Annotated in this window: 16 protein-coding genes and 1 tRNA gene; all 17 read right to left on the bottom strand. The window is 67.0% G+C overall.

What is annotated here, in order from left to right; all coding sequences use genetic code 11:
• Nucleotides 1-9: 9 nt before the first annotated feature.
• Nucleotides 10-83 (bottom strand) — tRNA-Leu (locus tag AC5RUO_RS10280).
• Between the two features lie 20 nt (nt 84-103).
• Nucleotides 104-1,051 (bottom strand): N-acetyltransferase, encoded by a 948-nt coding sequence (locus AC5RUO_RS10275; protein WP_494103453.1) that lies wholly within the window; start codon nt 1,049-1,051, stop codon nt 104-106.
• Nucleotides 1,052-1,189: 138 nt separating this feature from the next.
• Complete coding sequence (locus AC5RUO_RS10270; protein WP_494103452.1) at nt 1,190-2,668, bottom strand: NAD(P)/FAD-dependent oxidoreductase; 1,479 nt, start codon at nt 2,666-2,668, stop codon at nt 1,190-1,192.
• Nucleotides 2,669-2,727: 59 nt separating this feature from the next.
• Nucleotides 2,728-4,104 carry a S8 family serine peptidase gene (locus AC5RUO_RS10265; protein WP_494103451.1) on the bottom strand — a complete coding sequence of 459 codons (1,377 nt, stop codon included), beginning with the start codon at nt 4,102-4,104 and terminating at the stop codon, nt 2,728-2,730.
• Nucleotides 4,105-4,110: 6 nt separating this feature from the next.
• Nucleotides 4,111-5,058, bottom strand: a complete 948-nt coding sequence (locus AC5RUO_RS10260; RefSeq protein WP_494103450.1) for a Ppx/GppA phosphatase family protein — start codon at nt 5,056-5,058, stop codon at nt 4,111-4,113.
• Nucleotides 5,055-5,726 carry a DUF501 domain-containing protein gene (locus tag AC5RUO_RS10255; RefSeq protein WP_494103449.1) on the bottom strand — a complete coding sequence of 224 codons (672 nt, stop codon included), beginning with the start codon at nt 5,724-5,726 and terminating at the stop codon, nt 5,055-5,057. Before AC5RUO_RS10255 ends, AC5RUO_RS10260 begins: the two co-directional genes overlap by 4 nt.
• A gap of 28 nt (nt 5,727-5,754) precedes the next feature.
• Nucleotides 5,755-6,414: an FtsB family cell division protein gene (locus AC5RUO_RS10250; RefSeq protein ID WP_494010647.1), complete on the bottom strand. Its 660-nt coding sequence runs from the start codon at nt 6,412-6,414 to the stop codon at nt 5,755-5,757.
• A gap of 155 nt (nt 6,415-6,569) precedes the next feature.
• Nucleotides 6,570-7,850, bottom strand: a complete 1,281-nt coding sequence (eno, locus tag AC5RUO_RS10245) for a phosphopyruvate hydratase (RefSeq protein ID WP_494010648.1) — start codon at nt 7,848-7,850, stop codon at nt 6,570-6,572.
• Nucleotides 7,851-7,940: 90 nt separating this feature from the next.
• Nucleotides 7,941-8,552 (bottom strand): MazG nucleotide pyrophosphohydrolase domain-containing protein, encoded by a 612-nt coding sequence (locus tag AC5RUO_RS10240; RefSeq protein WP_494010705.1) that lies wholly within the window; start codon nt 8,550-8,552, stop codon nt 7,941-7,943.
• Nucleotides 8,553-8,625: 73 nt separating this feature from the next.
• Nucleotides 8,626-9,756: an adenosine deaminase gene (locus AC5RUO_RS10235; RefSeq protein ID WP_494103448.1), complete on the bottom strand. Its 1,131-nt coding sequence runs from the start codon at nt 9,754-9,756 to the stop codon at nt 8,626-8,628.
• A gap of 39 nt (nt 9,757-9,795) precedes the next feature.
• On the bottom strand, nt 9,796-10,518 hold the full coding sequence (locus AC5RUO_RS10230) for a DedA family protein (RefSeq protein ID WP_494010650.1): 723 nt from the start codon (nt 10,516-10,518) through the stop codon (nt 9,796-9,798).
• Nucleotides 10,519-10,697: 179 nt separating this feature from the next.
• A complete protein-coding gene (locus tag AC5RUO_RS10225; RefSeq protein ID WP_494103447.1) occupies nt 10,698-11,327 on the bottom strand; it encodes a DedA family protein in 630 nt (209 codons plus the stop codon).
• 6 nt (nt 11,328-11,333) lie between these two features.
• Nucleotides 11,334-12,650, bottom strand: a complete 1,317-nt coding sequence (locus tag AC5RUO_RS10220) for a thymidine phosphorylase (RefSeq protein WP_494103446.1) — start codon at nt 12,648-12,650, stop codon at nt 11,334-11,336.
• Nucleotides 12,647-13,054, bottom strand: a complete 408-nt coding sequence (locus AC5RUO_RS10215; RefSeq protein ID WP_494103445.1) for a cytidine deaminase — start codon at nt 13,052-13,054, stop codon at nt 12,647-12,649. Before AC5RUO_RS10215 ends, AC5RUO_RS10220 begins: the two co-directional genes overlap by 4 nt.
• A 5-nt stretch (nt 13,055-13,059) precedes the next feature.
• Nucleotides 13,060-14,379, bottom strand: a complete 1,320-nt coding sequence (locus tag AC5RUO_RS10210) for an ABC transporter permease (RefSeq protein ID WP_494103444.1) — start codon at nt 14,377-14,379, stop codon at nt 13,060-13,062.
• On the bottom strand, nt 14,376-15,767 hold the full coding sequence (locus tag AC5RUO_RS10205; RefSeq protein WP_494010655.1) for an ABC transporter permease: 1,392 nt from the start codon (nt 15,765-15,767) through the stop codon (nt 14,376-14,378). The genes AC5RUO_RS10210 and AC5RUO_RS10205 overlap by 4 nt, the downstream gene beginning before the upstream one ends.
• Entirely contained in the window at nt 15,760-17,346 is a 1,587-nt protein-coding gene (locus AC5RUO_RS10200) for an ABC transporter ATP-binding protein (RefSeq protein WP_494103443.1), read from the bottom strand. Before AC5RUO_RS10200 ends, AC5RUO_RS10205 begins: the two co-directional genes overlap by 8 nt.
• Nucleotides 17,347-17,377 lie beyond the last annotated feature (31 nt).

The raw sequence follows: 17,377 nt of genomic DNA, 5'->3' as shown, positions 1-17,377 counted from the left end.
GCTTCTCTGTACCCCAGGTGGGACTCGAACCCACAACACGCGGATTTTAAGTCCGATGCCTCTGCCAATTGGGCTACTGGGGCGCCGGGTCCATGGTATCCCGTCAGGTGAGTGAGAACGGTCCGGCGTACCGGAACGTACCGTGGACACCGCCGGACCACAGGGCGAGCGGCAGGAGCTGGAAGTAGTCGCCCCATTCCGGTTCGGGCGCCTGGACACCAAAACTGGACGCCGGGACAAAGCCAAACCTGGAGTAGTAGTCGGGGCTTCCAAGCAGGACGATGCCGCGCTCCCCCGCGGCATTGGCCCTGTCGATTGTTTCGCGCATGAGTGCCGAACCGATGCCCTGCCGCTGCAGCCGTGGAGTGACACCGATGGGGCCAAGGCCGAGGAGCGCCTGATCCCCCACCCACCCGCGGGTGCTGATGACATGGCCCACGATCTCCCCGTCCTGGACGGCCACTACGCTGAGGTCCGGGATGTACTCCTCGGCGTCAAAGAGTGCGCGAAGCACCCCCACTTCCGCCGGCTCCCCTCCTGCCGGCAGGCCTGTGGCCGGCGAAATTGCGAAAGCGTCAACCGTCAGGGCCAGGATGGCGTCCCGGTCTGCAGGGGTCTCGCTGCGCAGCATCAGCTCGCGGCGCGGTGCTGCATCCCGGCTCCGGGCAGCGAGTTCGGCCAGGACTTCAAGGGCCCGTGGCGCATCCGCTACCGGCACCAGCAGGTGGTCGTGATGGAAACCGGCCAGGACGTTGCAGCTGATGCGGGCGTCCGTAAGGGCCCTGCTGACTGCTGCGGTAAGGCCCACCGCCTCGAGGGCCGAATGGACCTGCAGCGTGATCCAGGCTCCCACAAAGTCATAGCTGAGCCCCTGCCGGTCCGCGTCAGCACGCGGCAGCACCACTGTCAGGCCTTCAGCCTCGCGTACTGCCGCCTCGATGCCGGCTGCGAGGGGCCGTCCGTGCGGCCACAGGACGTAGACGTACTCCCCCTCGCGCTGAAGGGGGTGCATACTGGCCAGCAGCTCCTGCAGGTTCACTTCGGCAGTCATGAGCCCAGTCTAGGAGGCAGGCAGCACCGGCAGCAGGACCGGGGTCAGGAATGGGTGCCTGTCCGGCTGAATGGCCGCCGGGACGCAAACGGCGGCCGCCCCCGCGAAGGGGACAGCCGCCGTCGGGCACTGCGTGTGCTACTTGGCCTGTGCCGTCACAGATTCCTTGGATTGCACCGCTGTGGAGCCGGTACCACTGGCTGCCGGCGGGGCTGTCGCCGCGGGTGCGGCTGCAGCAGCCGGTTTGGGCGCCGGTGTGGCTGCGGCAACGAAAGCACCGCGCGGGTTGTCCAGGTCCATCAGCTGGGTGGTGTCACGGCCGGCGAAGAAGCTGATGATCCAGTTGAAGATCACCCGGAACTTGCGCTCGAACGTGGGCATGGCCAGCCCGTGGTAGCCGCGGTGGGCCAGCCAGGCGAGCCCGCCCTTGAGCCCGATGCTGCCAACCAGGTTGATGTTGGCTACGCCCTTCCACTCGCCAAAGCCTGCAACGGCGCCGAGGTTCTTGTGCTTGTAGTCCTTCAGCTGCTTTTCCCAGCGCGAAGCCCAGAGGTTCTTGGCCAGGCGCTTGGCCTGGCGGAGCGCATGCTGTGCGTTCGGAACGCAGGTACCGTCAGGCAGGCCCTTGCCCGTGAGGTCGGGCACGGCGGCGATGTCGCCCGCAGCCCAAGCGTTGTCCACAATGCCTTCGTCTCCGGCAACGCGGAGGTCCGGGAGGACGCGGACGCGGCCACGGGGCTCCAGCGGGAAGTCGGTGGAGCGGACCATCGGGTTGGCCTGGACGCCGGCCGTCCACACGAGGGTGTCGGCTTCAAACTCCTGGGCAGGGGACTTGTCCGGGAGGTTGATGAGCTTGAGGGTGCCTTCGGCGCTGTCCAGCGAGGTGTTCAGCAGGACCTCGATGCCGCGGCTGCGCAGGTGCTCAACGACCCATTCGGCCTGCTTGGCAGTGACCTCGGGCATGATGCGGCCCATCGCTTCCACCAGGACAAAACGGACTTCTTCCTGCTTGATCCGCGGGTTGTTCCGGACCGCGGCGCGGGCCAGGTCCTCCATTTCGGTGATGCACTCGATGCCGGCGAAACCGCCGCCAACCACCACGAAGGTAAGGGCCTTGGCGCGCGCGGCAGGATCGGTCATGGTGGAGGCAACCTCGATGCGCTCCAGGACCTTGTTTCGCAGCGCAACGGCTTCCTCGATGGTCTTCAGGCCGATGCCCTTGTCCGCGAGGCCCTTGATGGGGAATGTGCGGGTGATGGCACCTGCCGCCAGGACGACGTCGAAGTAGGGGACCTCGAAGTTTTCGCCGCCGTCGGACGGAGCGATGACCGCAGTGCGGTTGGCGTGGTCGATCGAGGTGACGCGGCCCTGGATCAGTTCCGTCTGCTTGAGGTGCTTGCGGTGGGATACCACCGCGTGGCGGGCCTCGATGTTGCCGCCCGCCACCTCGGGGAGGAACGGCTGGTAGGTCATGTAAGGCAGTGGATCCACGAGGGTGACGATGCCACCGGCATTCGCGATCTTCTTCTGCAGTTTGAGTGCTACGTACAGGCCGACGTACCCGCCGCCGACGACGAGTACCCTGGGACGGTCCTGGAGCTCTGGGGTGGTTGCCATAGTTTAAGGATAGCGCAGTTTGTGAAAATCTTCACTAACTGCTCGAAGCCGCCGTAATCCTAGGTTTTCCGCACCGGATGCACCTTTTCCAGCACACCTGTTTCCGGTTCCTCGCCCGCTAACGCCGGGTCCCGCGCTGCCCGGCGCAGCTGGATCGCGGCCGCGGCGATGATGGCCGCGAACAGCAGGGCAAATCCGATGACCACCGCACCTCCAATGGCGGTATCGCGCTTCGATGGCGGCTCTGCGGCCGGGACGGTTGCCTCCGGAAGTGCCGGCGCAGCAACCGGCGCCTCTGCCGTGGGGACCGGGGTGGGGGTGGCAAGGTTGCCGCGCCTGTGCACCCTGATCCACTCGGCGATGGTTCCCAGGGGATTGCTCTTCGCTTCGGGCACGTTATCCTTCAGCGCCGCTTCGGCGTTGAGGATGCCATAGCCGTAGAGGGGGTCCTTGCCCGGCGGTCCGGCATCCTTTGCGGTGGAGACGATGCGGTTTATGACCTGCTCGGCGCTCATGGAAGGCCACTTGGAGCGGATCAGTGCCGCCACGCCGGCAACGATGGGTGTGGATCCGGAGGTCCCTGCCCATTCGGCGTATCCCCCGCCTGGAAGGCCGCCCAGCAGGTTCTGGGCCGGTGCTGCCACCCCGATGCTGATGCCTTGCGAGGACGCGTCGACGCTGGCAGTCCCCGAGCGGTCCAGGCCGGCGACGGTGAGGACGCCCGGGATGGTGGCCGGGGCTCCCACCTGGGTGTTGCCGCCGATCCGGTTGCCGGCTGCCGCGACGATCACCACGTCCTTCTGCTCGGCGTACAGGAAGGCGGCGTCCCAGCTTTGCGGCCATTGCGGGGCGGTGCTGCCGAGCGAGATGTTGATGACTTTCGCTCCGTTGTCCACGGCCCAGCGGACCGCTTCCGGAATCTGGTCCTGGTCGCTTTTGCCGGAGGGGTTCGGTGAGCCAAGCCATGTGGACACAGACAGGATCTGGGCCTCGGGGGCCACACCGATGATGCCGTCCGGTGGCGGCGCAGCGGGGCCGGGCGTGGGGGTGGCCGTTTTGTCGGCGGGCTGGTGTCCCCGGCCGGCAAGCATGGTGGCCACCAGGGTGCCGTGTTCGGGCTTCGACCCGACGCTCTTCTGGCCGTTCGGCTGGCCGGAGCCGGACGCGTCGTAGCCGCCTGCCACCGCGCCCTTGAGGTCCGGATGCTGCGCGTCCACCCCGCTGTCGATGACGGCCACCTTGACGCCGGCACCCTTGGACACTTCCCAGGCCTTGGTAATGCCGGAGTCTGCGAGCCAGTACTGCTTGTCCCGCCACTCGTCCGCTTGGGCCGCCGGAGCCGTGATGAGACCGGCAGCGAGGCAGCAGGCGGCGAGGACCAGGGCAAGCGCCGCCGCTCCGGTCCGGCGCAGTACGGGGTGGGTGATGGATCGCATCCGGGTTCAGCCGATGCTCAGGGCGATGCCGTCAAGGATGTCGTGCTCGCTGGCCGTCGCCGTGGTGATCCTGCCGCCGGTGAGTTCGCCCAGGCGTTCCAGGATCCTGCGCCACACCAGTCCCCCTGCTCCGATAACATCCACGCGTCCCGGGTGCATGTAGGGCAGCCCGGCGCGCGCGGACCGGACCATCTCCAGGAGGTCCGTCGAGGCGGCACGGACGGTGTCAATGGGCAGTTCCGCGCCGTGGATTACGTCCGGCTTGTATTCAGGCAGCCGGAGGGCGTGGGCGGTGATGGTGGTGATGGAGCCGGCAACACCGACGACGGCGGTTGCCTGTTCCAGCGGAACGTGCTGTCCGGCGAGGGCCATGGCTGCGTCCACGTCAGCTTCCGCCGCCGCGATCTGTTCCGCGCTGGGCGGATCGTTCCGCAGGTGCCGTTCGGTCAGCCGGACGCAGCCGACGTCCACCGACTTCGCCGCGGTGACGCCCTGTGCGGTGCCGAGGACGAACTCGGTGCTGCCGCCGCCCAGGTCCACCACCAGAACCTGGTGGCCGTCCAGGATGGGCAGGACACTGCTGGCACCGGCAAAGGACAACGCAGCTTCCTCGTCGCCGGAGATCACTTCCGGTTCCACGCCCAGGAGGTTGCGGATTCCATCCACGAAGACGTCCCGGTTCCGGGCATCCCGGCTGGCGGAGGTTGCAACGAACCGGACGGACTCAGCGCCGTGGTCCCGGATCAGCCGTGCGTAGTCGGCAGTGGCGGCGAACGTGCGCTCCAGTGCTGCGGGGGCGAGTTCACCGGTGGCGTCCACGCCCTCCCCCAGCCGGACTACGCGCATCTCGCGCACCACGTCGGTGAGGCTGGTGGTGCCGTTGGTGCGGTGTACGTCGGCGATCAGCAGGCGGATCGAATTGGTGCCACAGTCGATGGCGGCTACCCGGGTCACTGGGCAGCCTCGGCAGGATTGGCCGACTTCCGCACAGGGGCGGGGCGGCCCACGATGTCCGGCCGGCCCTGCGGCCCGTGCCGGCTGAGGTCCCGGGAAGGAGCTTCGCCGGTGGTGTCCCAGGCCCCCTCGCAGTAGCACCTGTCCGCCGTCCACCATTCGCGGATCTGTTGCAGCGCCTCATCCCCCAGCGGATTCACGCCCGTGCCGGCAGCGAGCGATTGCCCCACCAGGACATGCAGGCACTTGACACGGGTGGGCATGCCCCCGGCGGAGACTCCGTCGATTTCCGGGACAGCGCCGATGCCGGACCGTCGGCCAATCGCGTCCCGCGCGGCAAGGTAGGCTTCATGCGCAGACCGGTAGGCGGCTGCCAGTTCCGGGTCGCCGGCCAGTTGCTCGTTCATGGTGTTCATAACCCCCGCCGCCTCAAGCCGGGACACCGCGGAGGTGATCACGGGATGCGTCAGGTAGAAGGTGGTGGGGAACGGGGTGCCGTTGCTCAGCCGCGGAGCCGTTGCCGCCACCAGCGGATTGCCGCACACGCAGCGGGCAGGGATTTCCACCACATCGCGGACCGGACGTCCCAGCTGCCGGCTCAATACTTCAAGATCGTGTGCTGACGGTTGGCGGGAGTCGTCCCGGGCGGCTGCCGTGTTGTGTTCCACTGTCGCGGGCCGTCCTTCCTTTTGCGGTTCAGTCTGTGGCCGCGCGCTCGATGGACTCCCACAGGGAATCCACCCACGGCAGATCGGCGGGGTCTTGTGCTGCTGCACCGGTGTGGCTGCTGGCTTCTCCCACGGGCAAATCGCTGCCGAAGACCCAGTAGCCGGTTTCGCCCGGCATAACCATGTTAATGCGGTCCCGGGCCTGCTGTTTCACGTAGTTGGGGTCCTGCCAGCGGGAGACCTGCTGGCGGAGCCGGTCGCCTTCAGCCTCGCGGGCGGCGATATCGGCATTCAGCGCGTCGATTTCCGACTTCTTGTCGAAGAAGATCTTCACCGTGGGCGCCAGCATGATGGTGATCGCAACCATCACCACGGCCAGTGCCAGCATCCGGCCGGAAAAAGCCTTCGCCGGAACAGGGTGCTGCTCCTCTTCCGCGGGTTGGTTCGCGGCACCGTTGGTTGCGCTGCTGCCCTTTCCCGGCCTGGCACGCCCTGCGGATGCCCCCGTGGCCGGTGCCTGTGCGGCTGGGGCCTTCGGGGGCTTGCTGTCGGCGCCGGGGCGTCCTGCCGGGCCCGGGTTGCCCTTGGCCGAGCCGAAATCCGCCTGGATGACGTCGGCGCCGTCGGAGGTTTCGCTACCTGGACGGGCGGGGCTGACCTTGGGGACTTTGGGACGGCGGGTAGCCATGACACTCCTGATCGCGGCCTGCCTGCGGCCGCCACTGTCTGTGCTGAACAACAAAACGGCGCTGGACAACAACCGGGCTGACGGATGCTGCTGAAACAACAACGGTGGCTATGGTCTTTTCAACCATAGCCACCGTTTATTGCTTTACGCGGCTACTAGCCCTTGAAACGCGGGAACGCGCTGCGGCCTGCGTAGCGTGCGGCGTCGTCGAGTTCCTCTTCGATGCGCAGCAGCTGGTTGTACTTGGCAACGCGCTCGGAGCGGGCCGGCGCGCCGGTCTTGATCTGGCCGGCGTTGGTTGCCACCGAGATGTCGGCGATGGTGGTGTCCTCGGTCTCGCCGGAGCGGTGCGAGGTGATGGTGGTGTAACCGGAGCGCTGCGCCAGGCTGACGGCGTCCAGCGTCTCGGTCAGGGAGCCGATCTGGTTGACCTTCACCAGCAGCGAGTTGGCGGTGCGGGTGTCGATGCCGCGCTGCAGGATGGAGGGGTTGGTGACGAAAAGGTCGTCACCCACCAGCTGGACCTTGTCGCCGATGGCGTCGGTGAGGGTCTTCCAGCCGTCCCAGTCGTTCTCGTCCAGCGGGTCCTCGATGGACACCAGCGGGTAGTCGGACACGAGTTCGGTGTAGTACGCGCTCATCTCGGCCGAGCTCAGGGACTTGCCCTCGAACTGGTAGGCGCCGTCCTTGAAGAACTCGGAGGATGCCACGTCCAGGGCCAGGGCGATGTCCTTGCCCGGGGTGTAGCCGGCGTTCTTGATGGCTTCCTGGATCAGGTCCAGCGCGGCACGGTTGGAGGGCAGGTTCGGGGCGAAGCCGCCCTCGTCGCCCAGCCCGGTGGACAGGCCCTTTTCCTTCAGGACGGACTTGAGGTTGTGGTACACCTCAACGCCCCAGCGCAGGCCCTCGGAGAAGGTTTCGGCGCCGATGGGAGCGATCATGAATTCCTGGATGTCGACGTCGGAGTCCGCGTGGGAGCCGCCGTTCAGGATGTTCATCAGCGGCACGGGCAGGACGTGCGCGTTGGGGCCGCCCAGGTACTTGTAGAGCGGCAGGTCGGCGGAGGCGGCGGCTGCGTTGGCCACGGCCAGGGAAACGCCCAGGATGGCGTTGGCGCCCAGCTTGCCCTTGTTCGGGGTGCCGTCCAGGTCCAGCATGGCCTGGTCGATGGAGCGCTGGTCGGTCGCGTCGAAACCGGTCAGCGCCGGTGCGATCTGGTCGATGATCGCGTCGACAGCTTTCTGGACGCCCTTGCCAAGGTAGCGGCCCTTGTCGCCGTCACGCAGTTCGACGGCCTCGTGCTCGCCGGTGGAAGCGCCGGAAGGTACTGCTGCCCGGCCAATCTGGCCGTCGGAGAGCAGGACCTCAACTTCTACGGTCGGGTTGCCACGGGAATCGAGGATCTCGCGGGCGTGGATGGCATCGATAAGCGCCATGAATTTGCTCCTTATGGGCGATTAACGGGGGATCTTGCAGAAAGACTCGACGTACTCGTCACGGACCAGCGTAGTCGAGAGTGGTCCGGGTTACGGAAACCGGTCCGGGCCGCGGACGTCATGATGGTGTTGGGACGGGGATTTCTCCTGCTGGTAGCGCCGAACAGCCCCGCGCAGGGCACGTTCGGCGTCGAATCCGGCGTCATGTGCGGAGCGTACGACGGCGAGGAGCAGCTCCCCGAGCTCTTCCTCAGTTGCGGGGACGGGCGCCCCTGCAGGCAGGGGCGCGTCCGCGCGGGCTGCGCGGTCCACCGACTTCTGCGCCCGGGCCAGCGCGGGCAGGGCCTGCGGGATCCCTTCGAAGTGGCTGATGCGCGCTGGCCGCTCCGCCCGCTTCACCGCATCCCACTTCCGCACGATCTCATCCACCGTGGCCGGGAAAGTGTCCTGCAGCGAGCCGTCGGGCCGGAAGACATGCGGATTCCGCCGGACCATCTTGGCAGCCAGGCCGCGGGCAACGTCGTCGAACTTAAATGCCCCGCGCTCCTCGGCGAGCCGGGCGTGCAGCACCACCTGGAGCAGGACGTCGCCCAGCTCGGCCTGGAGCTCGGCGTCGGGATGGCCCGCCTCGATGGTTTCGGCAACTTCGTAGGCTTCCTCGAGGAGGTACTCCACGAGCGAGCTATGCGTCAGCGCGCCCATCCAGGGGCAGTGCTCGCGGAGCGCAGCAATCACGGACAACAGCTCCCCCACGGGGGTGCTGTGGTCCGGCTGCTCAGCCAAGGTTGGCGTAGGTGTCGTTGATGTACTCCACCAGCGCCTCCTTCTCCTCCAGGGGCAGGAAGGAAGCCTCGGCGGCGTTCAGGGTGAGCTCGAGCAGGTCGTCGAGGTCGTAGTCGAACGTCTCCACCAGCAGCTCGAACTCGTCCGTGAGGGTAACACCGCTCATCAGCCGGTTGTCCGTGTTGATGGTGACGTTGAAGCCCAGCTGGTACAGCATGTCCAGGGGGTGGCTGTCGATACCTTCGCCGAAGGGCGCGATCGCGCCGGTCTGAAGGTTCGAGGAAGGGCAGATTTCCAGGGCGATGCCGCGGTCGCGGATCCAGCTCGACAGGTCGCCCAGGGTGACCAGGCCGATGGTGTCCTCGGCGTCGTCGTCGAATTCCACCATGATGTCCTCGGCGATCCGCACGCCGTGGCCCAGGCGGAGCGCGCGGCCGTCCACGAGCGCCGACTGGATGCTTTCCAGTCCGGCGGCTTCACCGGCGTGCACCGTGGCAGGGAAGTTCTGCTGGGCCAGGTAGGTGAAGGCGTCCCTGAAACGGGACGGCAGGAAGCCGTCCTCCGCGCCGGCGATGTCGAAGCCCACGGCACCGCGGTTGCGGTGGCGGACGGCGAGCTCGGCGATCTCCTGGCCGCGGTCGGCATGGCGCATGGCCGTGATCAGCTGGCCCACCTGGATCTCGCGGCCGCTGTCCCCTACCGCCTCGACCCCGGCTTCCAGGCCTTCCTGGACGGCCTCCACGGCTTCATCCAGCGTGAGACCCTTCTGGAGGTGCTGTTCGGGGGCCCACCGCACTTCGCCGTATACGACGCCGTCGTCTGCCAGGTCCTCGACGAATTCCTTGGCCACCCGGTACAGGCCTTCATGCGTCTGCATGACCGCCACGGCGTGGTCGAAGGTTTCCAGGTAACGGACCAGGGAACCGGAATCGGCCGACTCCCGGAACCACTGGCCCAGTGCCACGGGATCGGTGGACGGAAGGGTGTGCCCGACTGCCTCGGCAAGTTCGATGATGGTGGCCGGACGGAGGCCTCCGTCCAGGTGGTCGTGAAGCGAGACCTTGGGCAGGTTCTTCAGGTCAAAATCGATGGCAGGGGCAGCGTCAACAATAGGCTCAGTCACGTTCCCACCTTAGGGTGGGCCGGGGCGCAAAGCCAGCGGCTAGGGTGTTGCCGGCCCCCCGTCGGCGGACGGCGCGAGGACGCCGGACCCGGGCTTGCCGTTGCGGGCACCGGAGGGCCCGCCGTCGAGCCATTCGTCCACCTCTTGGGCGTCGTTCCGGGCAAGGTGCTTGTGCCACCAGCGGAGCAGGTGGTCGATCAGGATGCCCAGGATGATGGCAAAGACAACGGCGATGCCGGCGCTGAGCAGCGGGTTGTGGTGCAGCCAGGGGAAGGAACTGGCCAGCAGCCCGATCCCGATGGAGTAGCCCACCCAGGTGATGCACGCGAAGGCATCCAACAGGAAGAACCTGCGGTGGCCGAAGCCGGTGCTGCCCGCCACGTAATTGACGGCCACACGGCCCCAGGGGATGTAGCGGGCCGTGAAGATCAGGACCGCCCCGCGTTTGTCCAGCTCATAGCGCGCCCAGCTGAAGGCCTTCCTGACCTTGGGCCGGCGCATCCATTTCCACCGGTCCAGCCCGATCCGGCGTCCCAGCATGAAGGCCATGTTGTCCCCGGCGATGGCCCCGATCAGCGCGGTGGTGCCAAGGATCCAGAGGTTGGGCTGGCCGCTGTGCCGGGCGAAGGCTGCCAGGGCGACGATGAGGGTCTCGCTGGGCACCACCATGGCGAAGCCGTCCACGAAGAAAAACACGAGCAGGACCGGGTAGATCCACCACTGGCCCGCTGCATGGAGCACGGCCTCATTAATAAACTCCACGCGGTCTTGCTCCTAGACAATGATGACGCAGCTATAGCGACGCTGCCGTAGCGGAAATCGTTCCTAAGTGTCCCATGGCCCGGGCGCCGTCCGCTACGCCCGGGGCCGGGAAACACCTTTCCCACGCTATCCCCGGCCGGGGCCCGATGCGTCGTCCCTGGGGGTGATATTCCGTCCGGTCAGGCCTCGGGTTCCCGCATGCGTTCGACCACGGGGGTCTGCCGCCGAAGGCGGTTGATCACCACGTCCACCACGATGCCGAGCGCCACGGCGCACACGATGGCGATGACGGCGCCCAGCAGGTGGTTCTCCTCGAACCACTGGCCGAAGAACAGCCCTATCCCCACGGAGTACACCGCCCAGAGGACCGCCGAAAGGGTTGTGAGGGCGATGAAGCGAAGGTGGTGGTACTGCGTGGCACCCGCCGTCAGGTTCACCGCGACCCGGCCAATGGGCACGAACCGCGCAACGAGGATGAGTGATGCAGGGCGCTTCCGCAGTTCGCCGCCGGCCCAGCGGAAGGCGCTTTGCATGCGTGGACGCCGCATCCAGGACCAGCGGGTGGTGCCAACACGGCGCCCGATCAGGTAGGCGATGTTGTCACCCGAGAAGGCGCCCAGGGCGGCCACGAGCACTAAAAGCCAGGGGTTGGGGACATCCGCCGTGGCGGCCACGGCGGACAGCCCCACCACCACGGACTCGCTGGGAATAGGCGGGAAGAAGCCGTCAATGATGCAGCACGCCAACACCAGGAAGAGCACCCAGGGCTGCCCGGCTGCGGCGAGGATGAAGTCATTGATGGCCTGCATGATCCCCTATGCTATGCGGTCCAGGATCAGCCGCTGCGCCGGCCTTGATCCTTCCGGGGCGATAACCACAGCCTGTTCCAGGACCTCCTTTGCCCGCCCGAATTTCTCCGGGGTGTCGGTAAGCAGGGTCATCAGCGGTTCCCCGGCCCGGACCACTGCGCCCGGCTTGGCGTGCATCCTGACACCGGCGCCTGCCTGTACCGCGTCCTCCTTGCGTGCGCGTCCTGCTCCCAGGCGCCATGCGGCAACGCCAACGGCCAGGGCGTCCAGTTCCACGAGGACCCCGTCGGCCGGGGCGTACACCGTTTCGGACTCCCGCGCGACTGGCAGCTTGGCGCGGGGATCGCCGCCCTGCGCCTGGATCATCCGGTTCCACACGTCCATGGCCCGGCCGTCCTTGAGGGCGGCCGCGGGGTCGGCGTCATGCACCCCTGCGGCGGCGAGCATCTCCTCCGCGAGCCGGACCGTCAGCTCCACTACGTCGTCCGGGCCGCCCCCTGCAAGGACCTCCACGGACTCCTCCACCTCGATGGCGTTTCCTGCCGTGAGGCCCAGCGGGGTGTCCATGTTGGTGAGCAGGGCGACCGTGTTGACCCCTGCGTCCTTGCCCAGCGCCACCATGGTTTCGGCCAGCTCACGGGCAGAGGCTTCGTCCTTCATGAACGCGCCGCTGCCCACCTTCACGTCCAGGACCAGGGAGCCGGTGCCCTCGGCGATCTTCTTGCTCATGATGGACGAGGCGATCAGGGGGATGGCTTCCACGGTTCCGGTGACGTCGCGCAGGGCGTACAGCTTCTTGTCCGCCGGGGCCAGGCCCGCACCGGCGGCACAGATGACCGCCCCGACGTCCTGCAGCTGTGCCATCATTTCCTCGTTGCTGAGGGACGCACGCCAGCCCGGGATGGACTCCAGCTTGTCCAGCGTCCCGCCGGTGTGACCGAGGCCGCGGCCGGACAGCTGCGGCACTGCCACCCCGAACACGGCAACCAGTGGGGCCAGGGGCAGTGTGATCTTGTCCCCCACGCCGCCGGTGGAGTGCTTGTCCGAGGTGTATTTCAGGCCGCCGTCGGGCCGCCGGAGGCTGGAGAAGTCCATGGTCTCGCCGGAGGCGATCATGGCTGCGGTCCAGCGGGCAATCTCCGTCCGGTTCATGCCGTTCAGCAGGATGGCCATGTTCAGCGCGGCCATCTGCTCGTCGGCGATGGCGCCCCGGGTGTAGGCATCGATGGTCCAGTCGATCTGTTCGGGACTCAGGGTGCCCTTGTCCCGCTTGATGCGGATGATGTCAACGGCGTCGAATGCTTCAGCTTTGCTGTCAGTCACCGGGTTTCCTCCAGGTGTTCGGGACCGAAGGCGTCGGGCAGCACCTGGTCCATGGTCTTGATGCCCCGGGTGGTCATGAGTTCCATGTCCGGGGCGCGGAATTCGTAGAGCAACTGCCGGCAGCGGCCGCAGGGCAACAGGATGTTGCCGCTGCCGTCCACGCAGTAGAACGCGCGCAGCAGTCCGCCGCCGGTCATCTGCAGGTTGCCTACCAGGGCGCACTCGGCGCAGAGGGTCAGCCCGTAGCTGGCGTTCTCCACGTTGCAGCCGCTGACGATCCTCCCGTCACCGGTGAGGGCAGCGGCCCCCACCGGAAACTTGGAGTAGGGGGCGTAAGCGTTGCGCATGGCGGCGACGGCGGCGGCTTCCAGCGCCTGCCAGTCCACCGTGGTTGCCTGGTCCACGCCGGTCATCCCTTGACGTAGGGTATGCCGCTGGCTGCCGGTCCCCTGGACTTGCCCACCAGGCCGGCGACGGCGAGGACGGTCACCAGGTACGGCAGCATGGCCATGAACTGGCTGGGAACCGGGGTTCCGATGATGGTGACGATGCTCTGCAGGTTGTCCGCGAACCCGAACAGGAGCGCCGCGAAAAACGCACCGATCGGGTTCCACCGGCCGAAGATGAGGGCGGCGAGGGCGATGAAGCCGCGGCCGCCGGAGATCTCCTTGGTGAAGCTGTCAATGGCCACCAGGGTAAAGAAGGAACCACCGATCCCGGCGACGGCACCGCCCAGGGTGACGTTCCAGAAGCGGGTGGCGTTCACGTTGATGCCCAAGGTGTCCGCGGCCTGCGGGTGTTCACCCACAGCCCGGACCCGCAGGCCCCACCGTGTCTTGAACAAGCCCACCCAGACCACCAAGACTGCGATGTACATCAGGTAACCCACCAGGGTCTGCCGGAACAGGATGGGGCCGATCACCGGAATGCTGGAGAGGACCGGAATCTCGATGGCCTCCAGCCCGGGCGGGGAGTTGAACCGTTCGCTGTCCTCCTGCATGACAGTGCTGAACAGGAAGCCGGTGACGCCGGAGACGAGCACGTTCAGGACGACGCCGACGATGATCTGGTTCACCAGGTACTTGATGCTGAACAGTGCCAGCACCATCGACACCAGTGCACCGGCGATCGCGGCAGCCAGGAGCCCCACGAACGGGTTCTGCGTCATGCTGGCCACAATGGCAGCAGTGAACGCACCGCCGAGCAGCTGGCCTTCGATGGCGATGTTGACCACGCCCACCCGTTCGCAGAGGACGCCTGAGAGCGAGCCGAACACGAGTGGAACGGCCAGCGTGACCGAGCCGGCGATCAGCCCGGCCAGCGAGATGCTGGGGGTGCGGGCGCCGCCCACAACCCAGATAAGGAATGCTGCGACGAACAGGACGATGAAGGTCACCGGCAGCCAGCCCGGCGCGGGCCGGTCCTTGGTCTTGAGGTAGACCGCGTAGGCGGCCAGCCCCAGCATCAGCACGGACAGCACGATGCCGCCGGCGAACGCGTTCACCGCCAGGGCAGGCAGCTGGAAGAAGTCCTCGCCGGTGGAGATGCCGAAGCTTGCCGTCTGGTTGGGGGCCAGGAGGCCGAAGAAGACCAGTGCGATCAGCCCGAAGGCTGCCAGCAGGACGGGCGTCTTCCAGCCCACCGGCTTGGCGGAAAGGGCGGCGGCACCGGCGTCGGTTCCGGCTGGCTGGGGTGTTCCCGGGCGCGGGGACGAAACTGTTGTGCTCATGCTGCACCTCCGGTAGTTGCTGCCTGCCGGGACTTCGCCGGACGGGCAGGCTTCTTCCGCCGCGGGTTCAGTCCGAAGACCGCGCGGACCAGCGGCGGCGCCGCGATGAACAGGACAATCAGGGACTGGACCACCAGGACGATGTCGATGGGGGTGCCGGTCTGGATCTGCATCTGGACCGCCCCGGCGCGGAAGGCGCCGAACAGCAGGCCGGCTGCAAAGGTGCCCCACGGCGTCGAACGTCCCAGCAGCGCAACGGTGATGGCATCGAAACCGTAGGTGGCGGCAACGCCGTCGGTAAGCACCTTCTCGGTTCCTGCCACCTGCGCGACGCCGGACATTCCGGCCAGTGCGCCGGCCATGGCCATCACGAGGATGGTGGACCGGGAAACGTTGATGCCGGCGGTCTGGGCCGCCTTGGGGTTGGCGCCCACAGCCCGGAATTCAAACCCGACGGTAGAGCGGTTCAGCAGCCACCACACCAGGAAGGTGGCGCCGATGGCCAGGATGAAGCCAAGGTGGAGCCGGTATTGCGTGCCGAAGATCTGCGGATAGACGGCGGTGGGGTCCAGGATGGGGGAAATGGGGTTGGACTCCCCCGGGCGCTGGAACGCCGGCGTGTTCAGCAGGTACCGCAGGAAATACAGTGCGATGTAGTTGAACATGATGGTGAGGATGACCTCGTGGGCACCGGTTCGTGCCTTGAGCACGCCCACCAGCCCGCCCCACAGGGCGCCGCCGACGATCCCTGCCACCAGGACCAGGAGGAGGTGCAAGCCGAACGGCAGGTGCAGCGCGAAGCCCACCCACGCGGCAAGGATGCCCGCCACGATGATCTGCCCCTGGGCGCCGATGTTGAAGAGGCCTGCCCGGAACGCCAGTGCCACACCCAGGCCGGCCGTGATAAGCGGCGTGGCGATGGTGAGCGTTTCCATGAAGGGCGCGAACTGGGCGGCGACGCTGTTTCCGCGGGGGTTGAACACCGAGCCCTGGAACAGGGCGACGTAGGATCGGGTGGCTGCGTCCCAGACGGCGGCGAGGAAGTCCGTGGGCCGGGCAAGGAAGTAGGTGGAGGTGGTGGCCACCCGCGCATCGGTGCTGGCGATCAGGAGGCCGCCGATGATGAGGGCCAGCAGCACCGCCAGCAGCGAGACCATGCCGCTGCCGGTGAAGATCCTGCGGAGCACCGTGTCCGGGCCGCCCGGAAGCTGACCGCTTTGGGCGGTGGCAGGTACGGCGGAGGGCTCCATGGCACCGCCGGCGGTGTCAACGGAGACGACGGCGGCGGTTTCCTCCTCTGCCTGGCTGGCCTTGTGGTGGGGCTTGCCGGAAGGCGTGGTGCCATGCCCTTCCCCGGCCGCGTGCTTGGGGGGATGGTTGTCAGACATGGTCGTCTCCCTCGGCGTCTGGAGTGGAAGCGGTGGTTGTGGCCGCGGCGGGACCCGCCTGCGGAGTGTGCGCGTGCTCCTCCGGCGGGATCCCGGCCATCATGAGGCCCAGGGTTTCACGGCTGGTGCCGGCCGGGACGATGCCCACCAGCTTGCCCTTGTAGAGAACGGCGATCCGGTCCGCCAGCTCCATCACCTCATCCAGTTCGGTGGAGATGATCATGACGGGCGTGCCCTGGTCGCGTTCGGTAACGATCCGGCGGTGCAGGAATTCGATGGAGCCCACATCCACGCCCCGGGTGGGCTGGGAGGCGATGAACAGCCGCAGGGGCCGCGAGAGCTCCCGCGCCATCACCACCTTCTGCTGGTTGCCGCCGGACAGTGTCCCGGCGGCCGCGGCCGCGGAGGGGGTGCGGACGTCGAACTCACCGATCCGTGCCTTGGCGTTTTCGAGGATCCTTGCCGGGCTCATGCTGATGCCTTTGGCGAACGGCGGTTTGTCATACAGGTCCAGGACGAGGTTTTCCGCCACGGAGAAGGTCCCCACCAGGCCGTCCACCTTGCGGTCTTCGGGCACGAAACCGACGCCGGCCTTGAGGACTTCCTTGACGGGGCGGCCCAGGAGTTCCTTGCCGTCGAGGGTGACCGATCCGGAGACCCGCTCCTGCAGGCCGAGGATGGCTTCCGTCAGCTCGGTCTGGCCGTTGCCCTGCACCCCGGCGACGGCGAGGATCTCGCCCCGGGCGATGTCGAAGTTGAGTCCGTCCACCACATGCTGGCCGTTGGGTGCGATCACCGTGAGGTCGTGCACCACGAACGTCTTTTCCTGGGGCTTTGCCGGCGCCTTGTCCAGGGTGAGGCTGACAGCACGGCCCACCATCATGGAGGCCAGCTCCGAGGTGGCGGCGGAGGGATCGGCCGAACCCACCACCTTGCCGCGCCGGATCACCGTGATGGTGTCGGACACCTCTTTGACCTCCCGCAGTTTGTGCGAGATGAAGACGATGGAGGTACCGCCGGACTTCAGCTGGCGCATGATGTCCAGGAGTTCGTCGGTCTCCTGCGGCGTCAGGACGGCTGTGGGCTCATCAAGGATCAGGACCTTGGCGTTCCTGACCAGGGCCTTGATGATCTCCACGCGCTGCTGGACGCCCACCGGAAGGTCCTCCACCAGGGCGTCGGGGTCGACGTCGAACCCGTACTGGTCCGAGATCTCCTTGATCCGGCGGCGGGTTTCGTCCAGGTTCAGGAAGCCCGCGGCCTTGGTGGGCTCGGCGCCCAGGGCCACGTTTTCGGCCACCGTGAAAACAGGGACCAGCATGAAGTGCTGGTGCACCATGCCGATGCCGGCGGCCATGGCGTCGCCCGGTCCGCGGAAGGTTACGGGTTTGTCGTCGATGAGGATTTCCCCGTCAGTGGGCTCATACAGCCCGTACAGCACATTCATCAGGGTTGATTTTCCTGCCCCGTTCTCGCCGAGCAGGCAGTGGATTTGTCCCGGCTCAACCACCACGTCTATGTGGTCGTTGGCCAGCAGCGTGCCAAATCGTTTGGTGATCCCTCTGAGTTCAAGTTTCAAAACTCTGACCAATCTCGAAGCGTCCGGTGGT

It is taken from the genome of Arthrobacter sp. Y3221087, assembly GCF_059089905.1.
The sequence above is the reverse complement of the archived record's forward strand: the minus strand, read 5'-3'. Positions and strand labels throughout refer to the sequence as shown.

Coding starts and splice junctions, on each gene's coding strand:
- AC5RUO_RS10250 (WP_494010647.1), bottom strand. CDS start 6,414: ATGGCTACCCGCCGTCCCAAAGTCCCCAAGGTCAGCCCCGCCCGTCCA.
- AC5RUO_RS10225 (WP_494103447.1), bottom strand. CDS start 11,327: ATGCAGGCCATCAATGACTTCATCCTCGCCGCAGCCGGGCAGCCCTGG.
- AC5RUO_RS10270 (WP_494103452.1), bottom strand. CDS start 2,668: ATGGCAACCACCCCAGAGCTCCAGGACCGTCCCAGGGTACTCGTCGTC.
- AC5RUO_RS10275 (WP_494103453.1), bottom strand. CDS start 1,051: ATGACTGCCGAAGTGAACCTGCAGGAGCTGCTGGCCAGTATGCACCCC.
- AC5RUO_RS10240 (WP_494010705.1), bottom strand. CDS start 8,552: ATGGGCGCGCTGACGCATAGCTCGCTCGTGGAGTACCTCCTCGAGGAA.
- eno (WP_494010648.1), bottom strand. CDS start 7,850: ATGGCGCTTATCGATGCCATCCACGCCCGCGAGATCCTCGATTCCCGT.
- AC5RUO_RS10205 (WP_494010655.1), bottom strand. CDS start 15,767: ATGTCTGACAACCATCCCCCCAAGCACGCGGCCGGGGAAGGGCATGGC.
- AC5RUO_RS10265 (WP_494103451.1), bottom strand. CDS start 4,104: ATGCGATCCATCACCCACCCCGTACTGCGCCGGACCGGAGCGGCGGCG.
- AC5RUO_RS10210 (WP_494103444.1), bottom strand. CDS start 14,379: ATGAGCACAACAGTTTCGTCCCCGCGCCCGGGAACACCCCAGCCAGCC.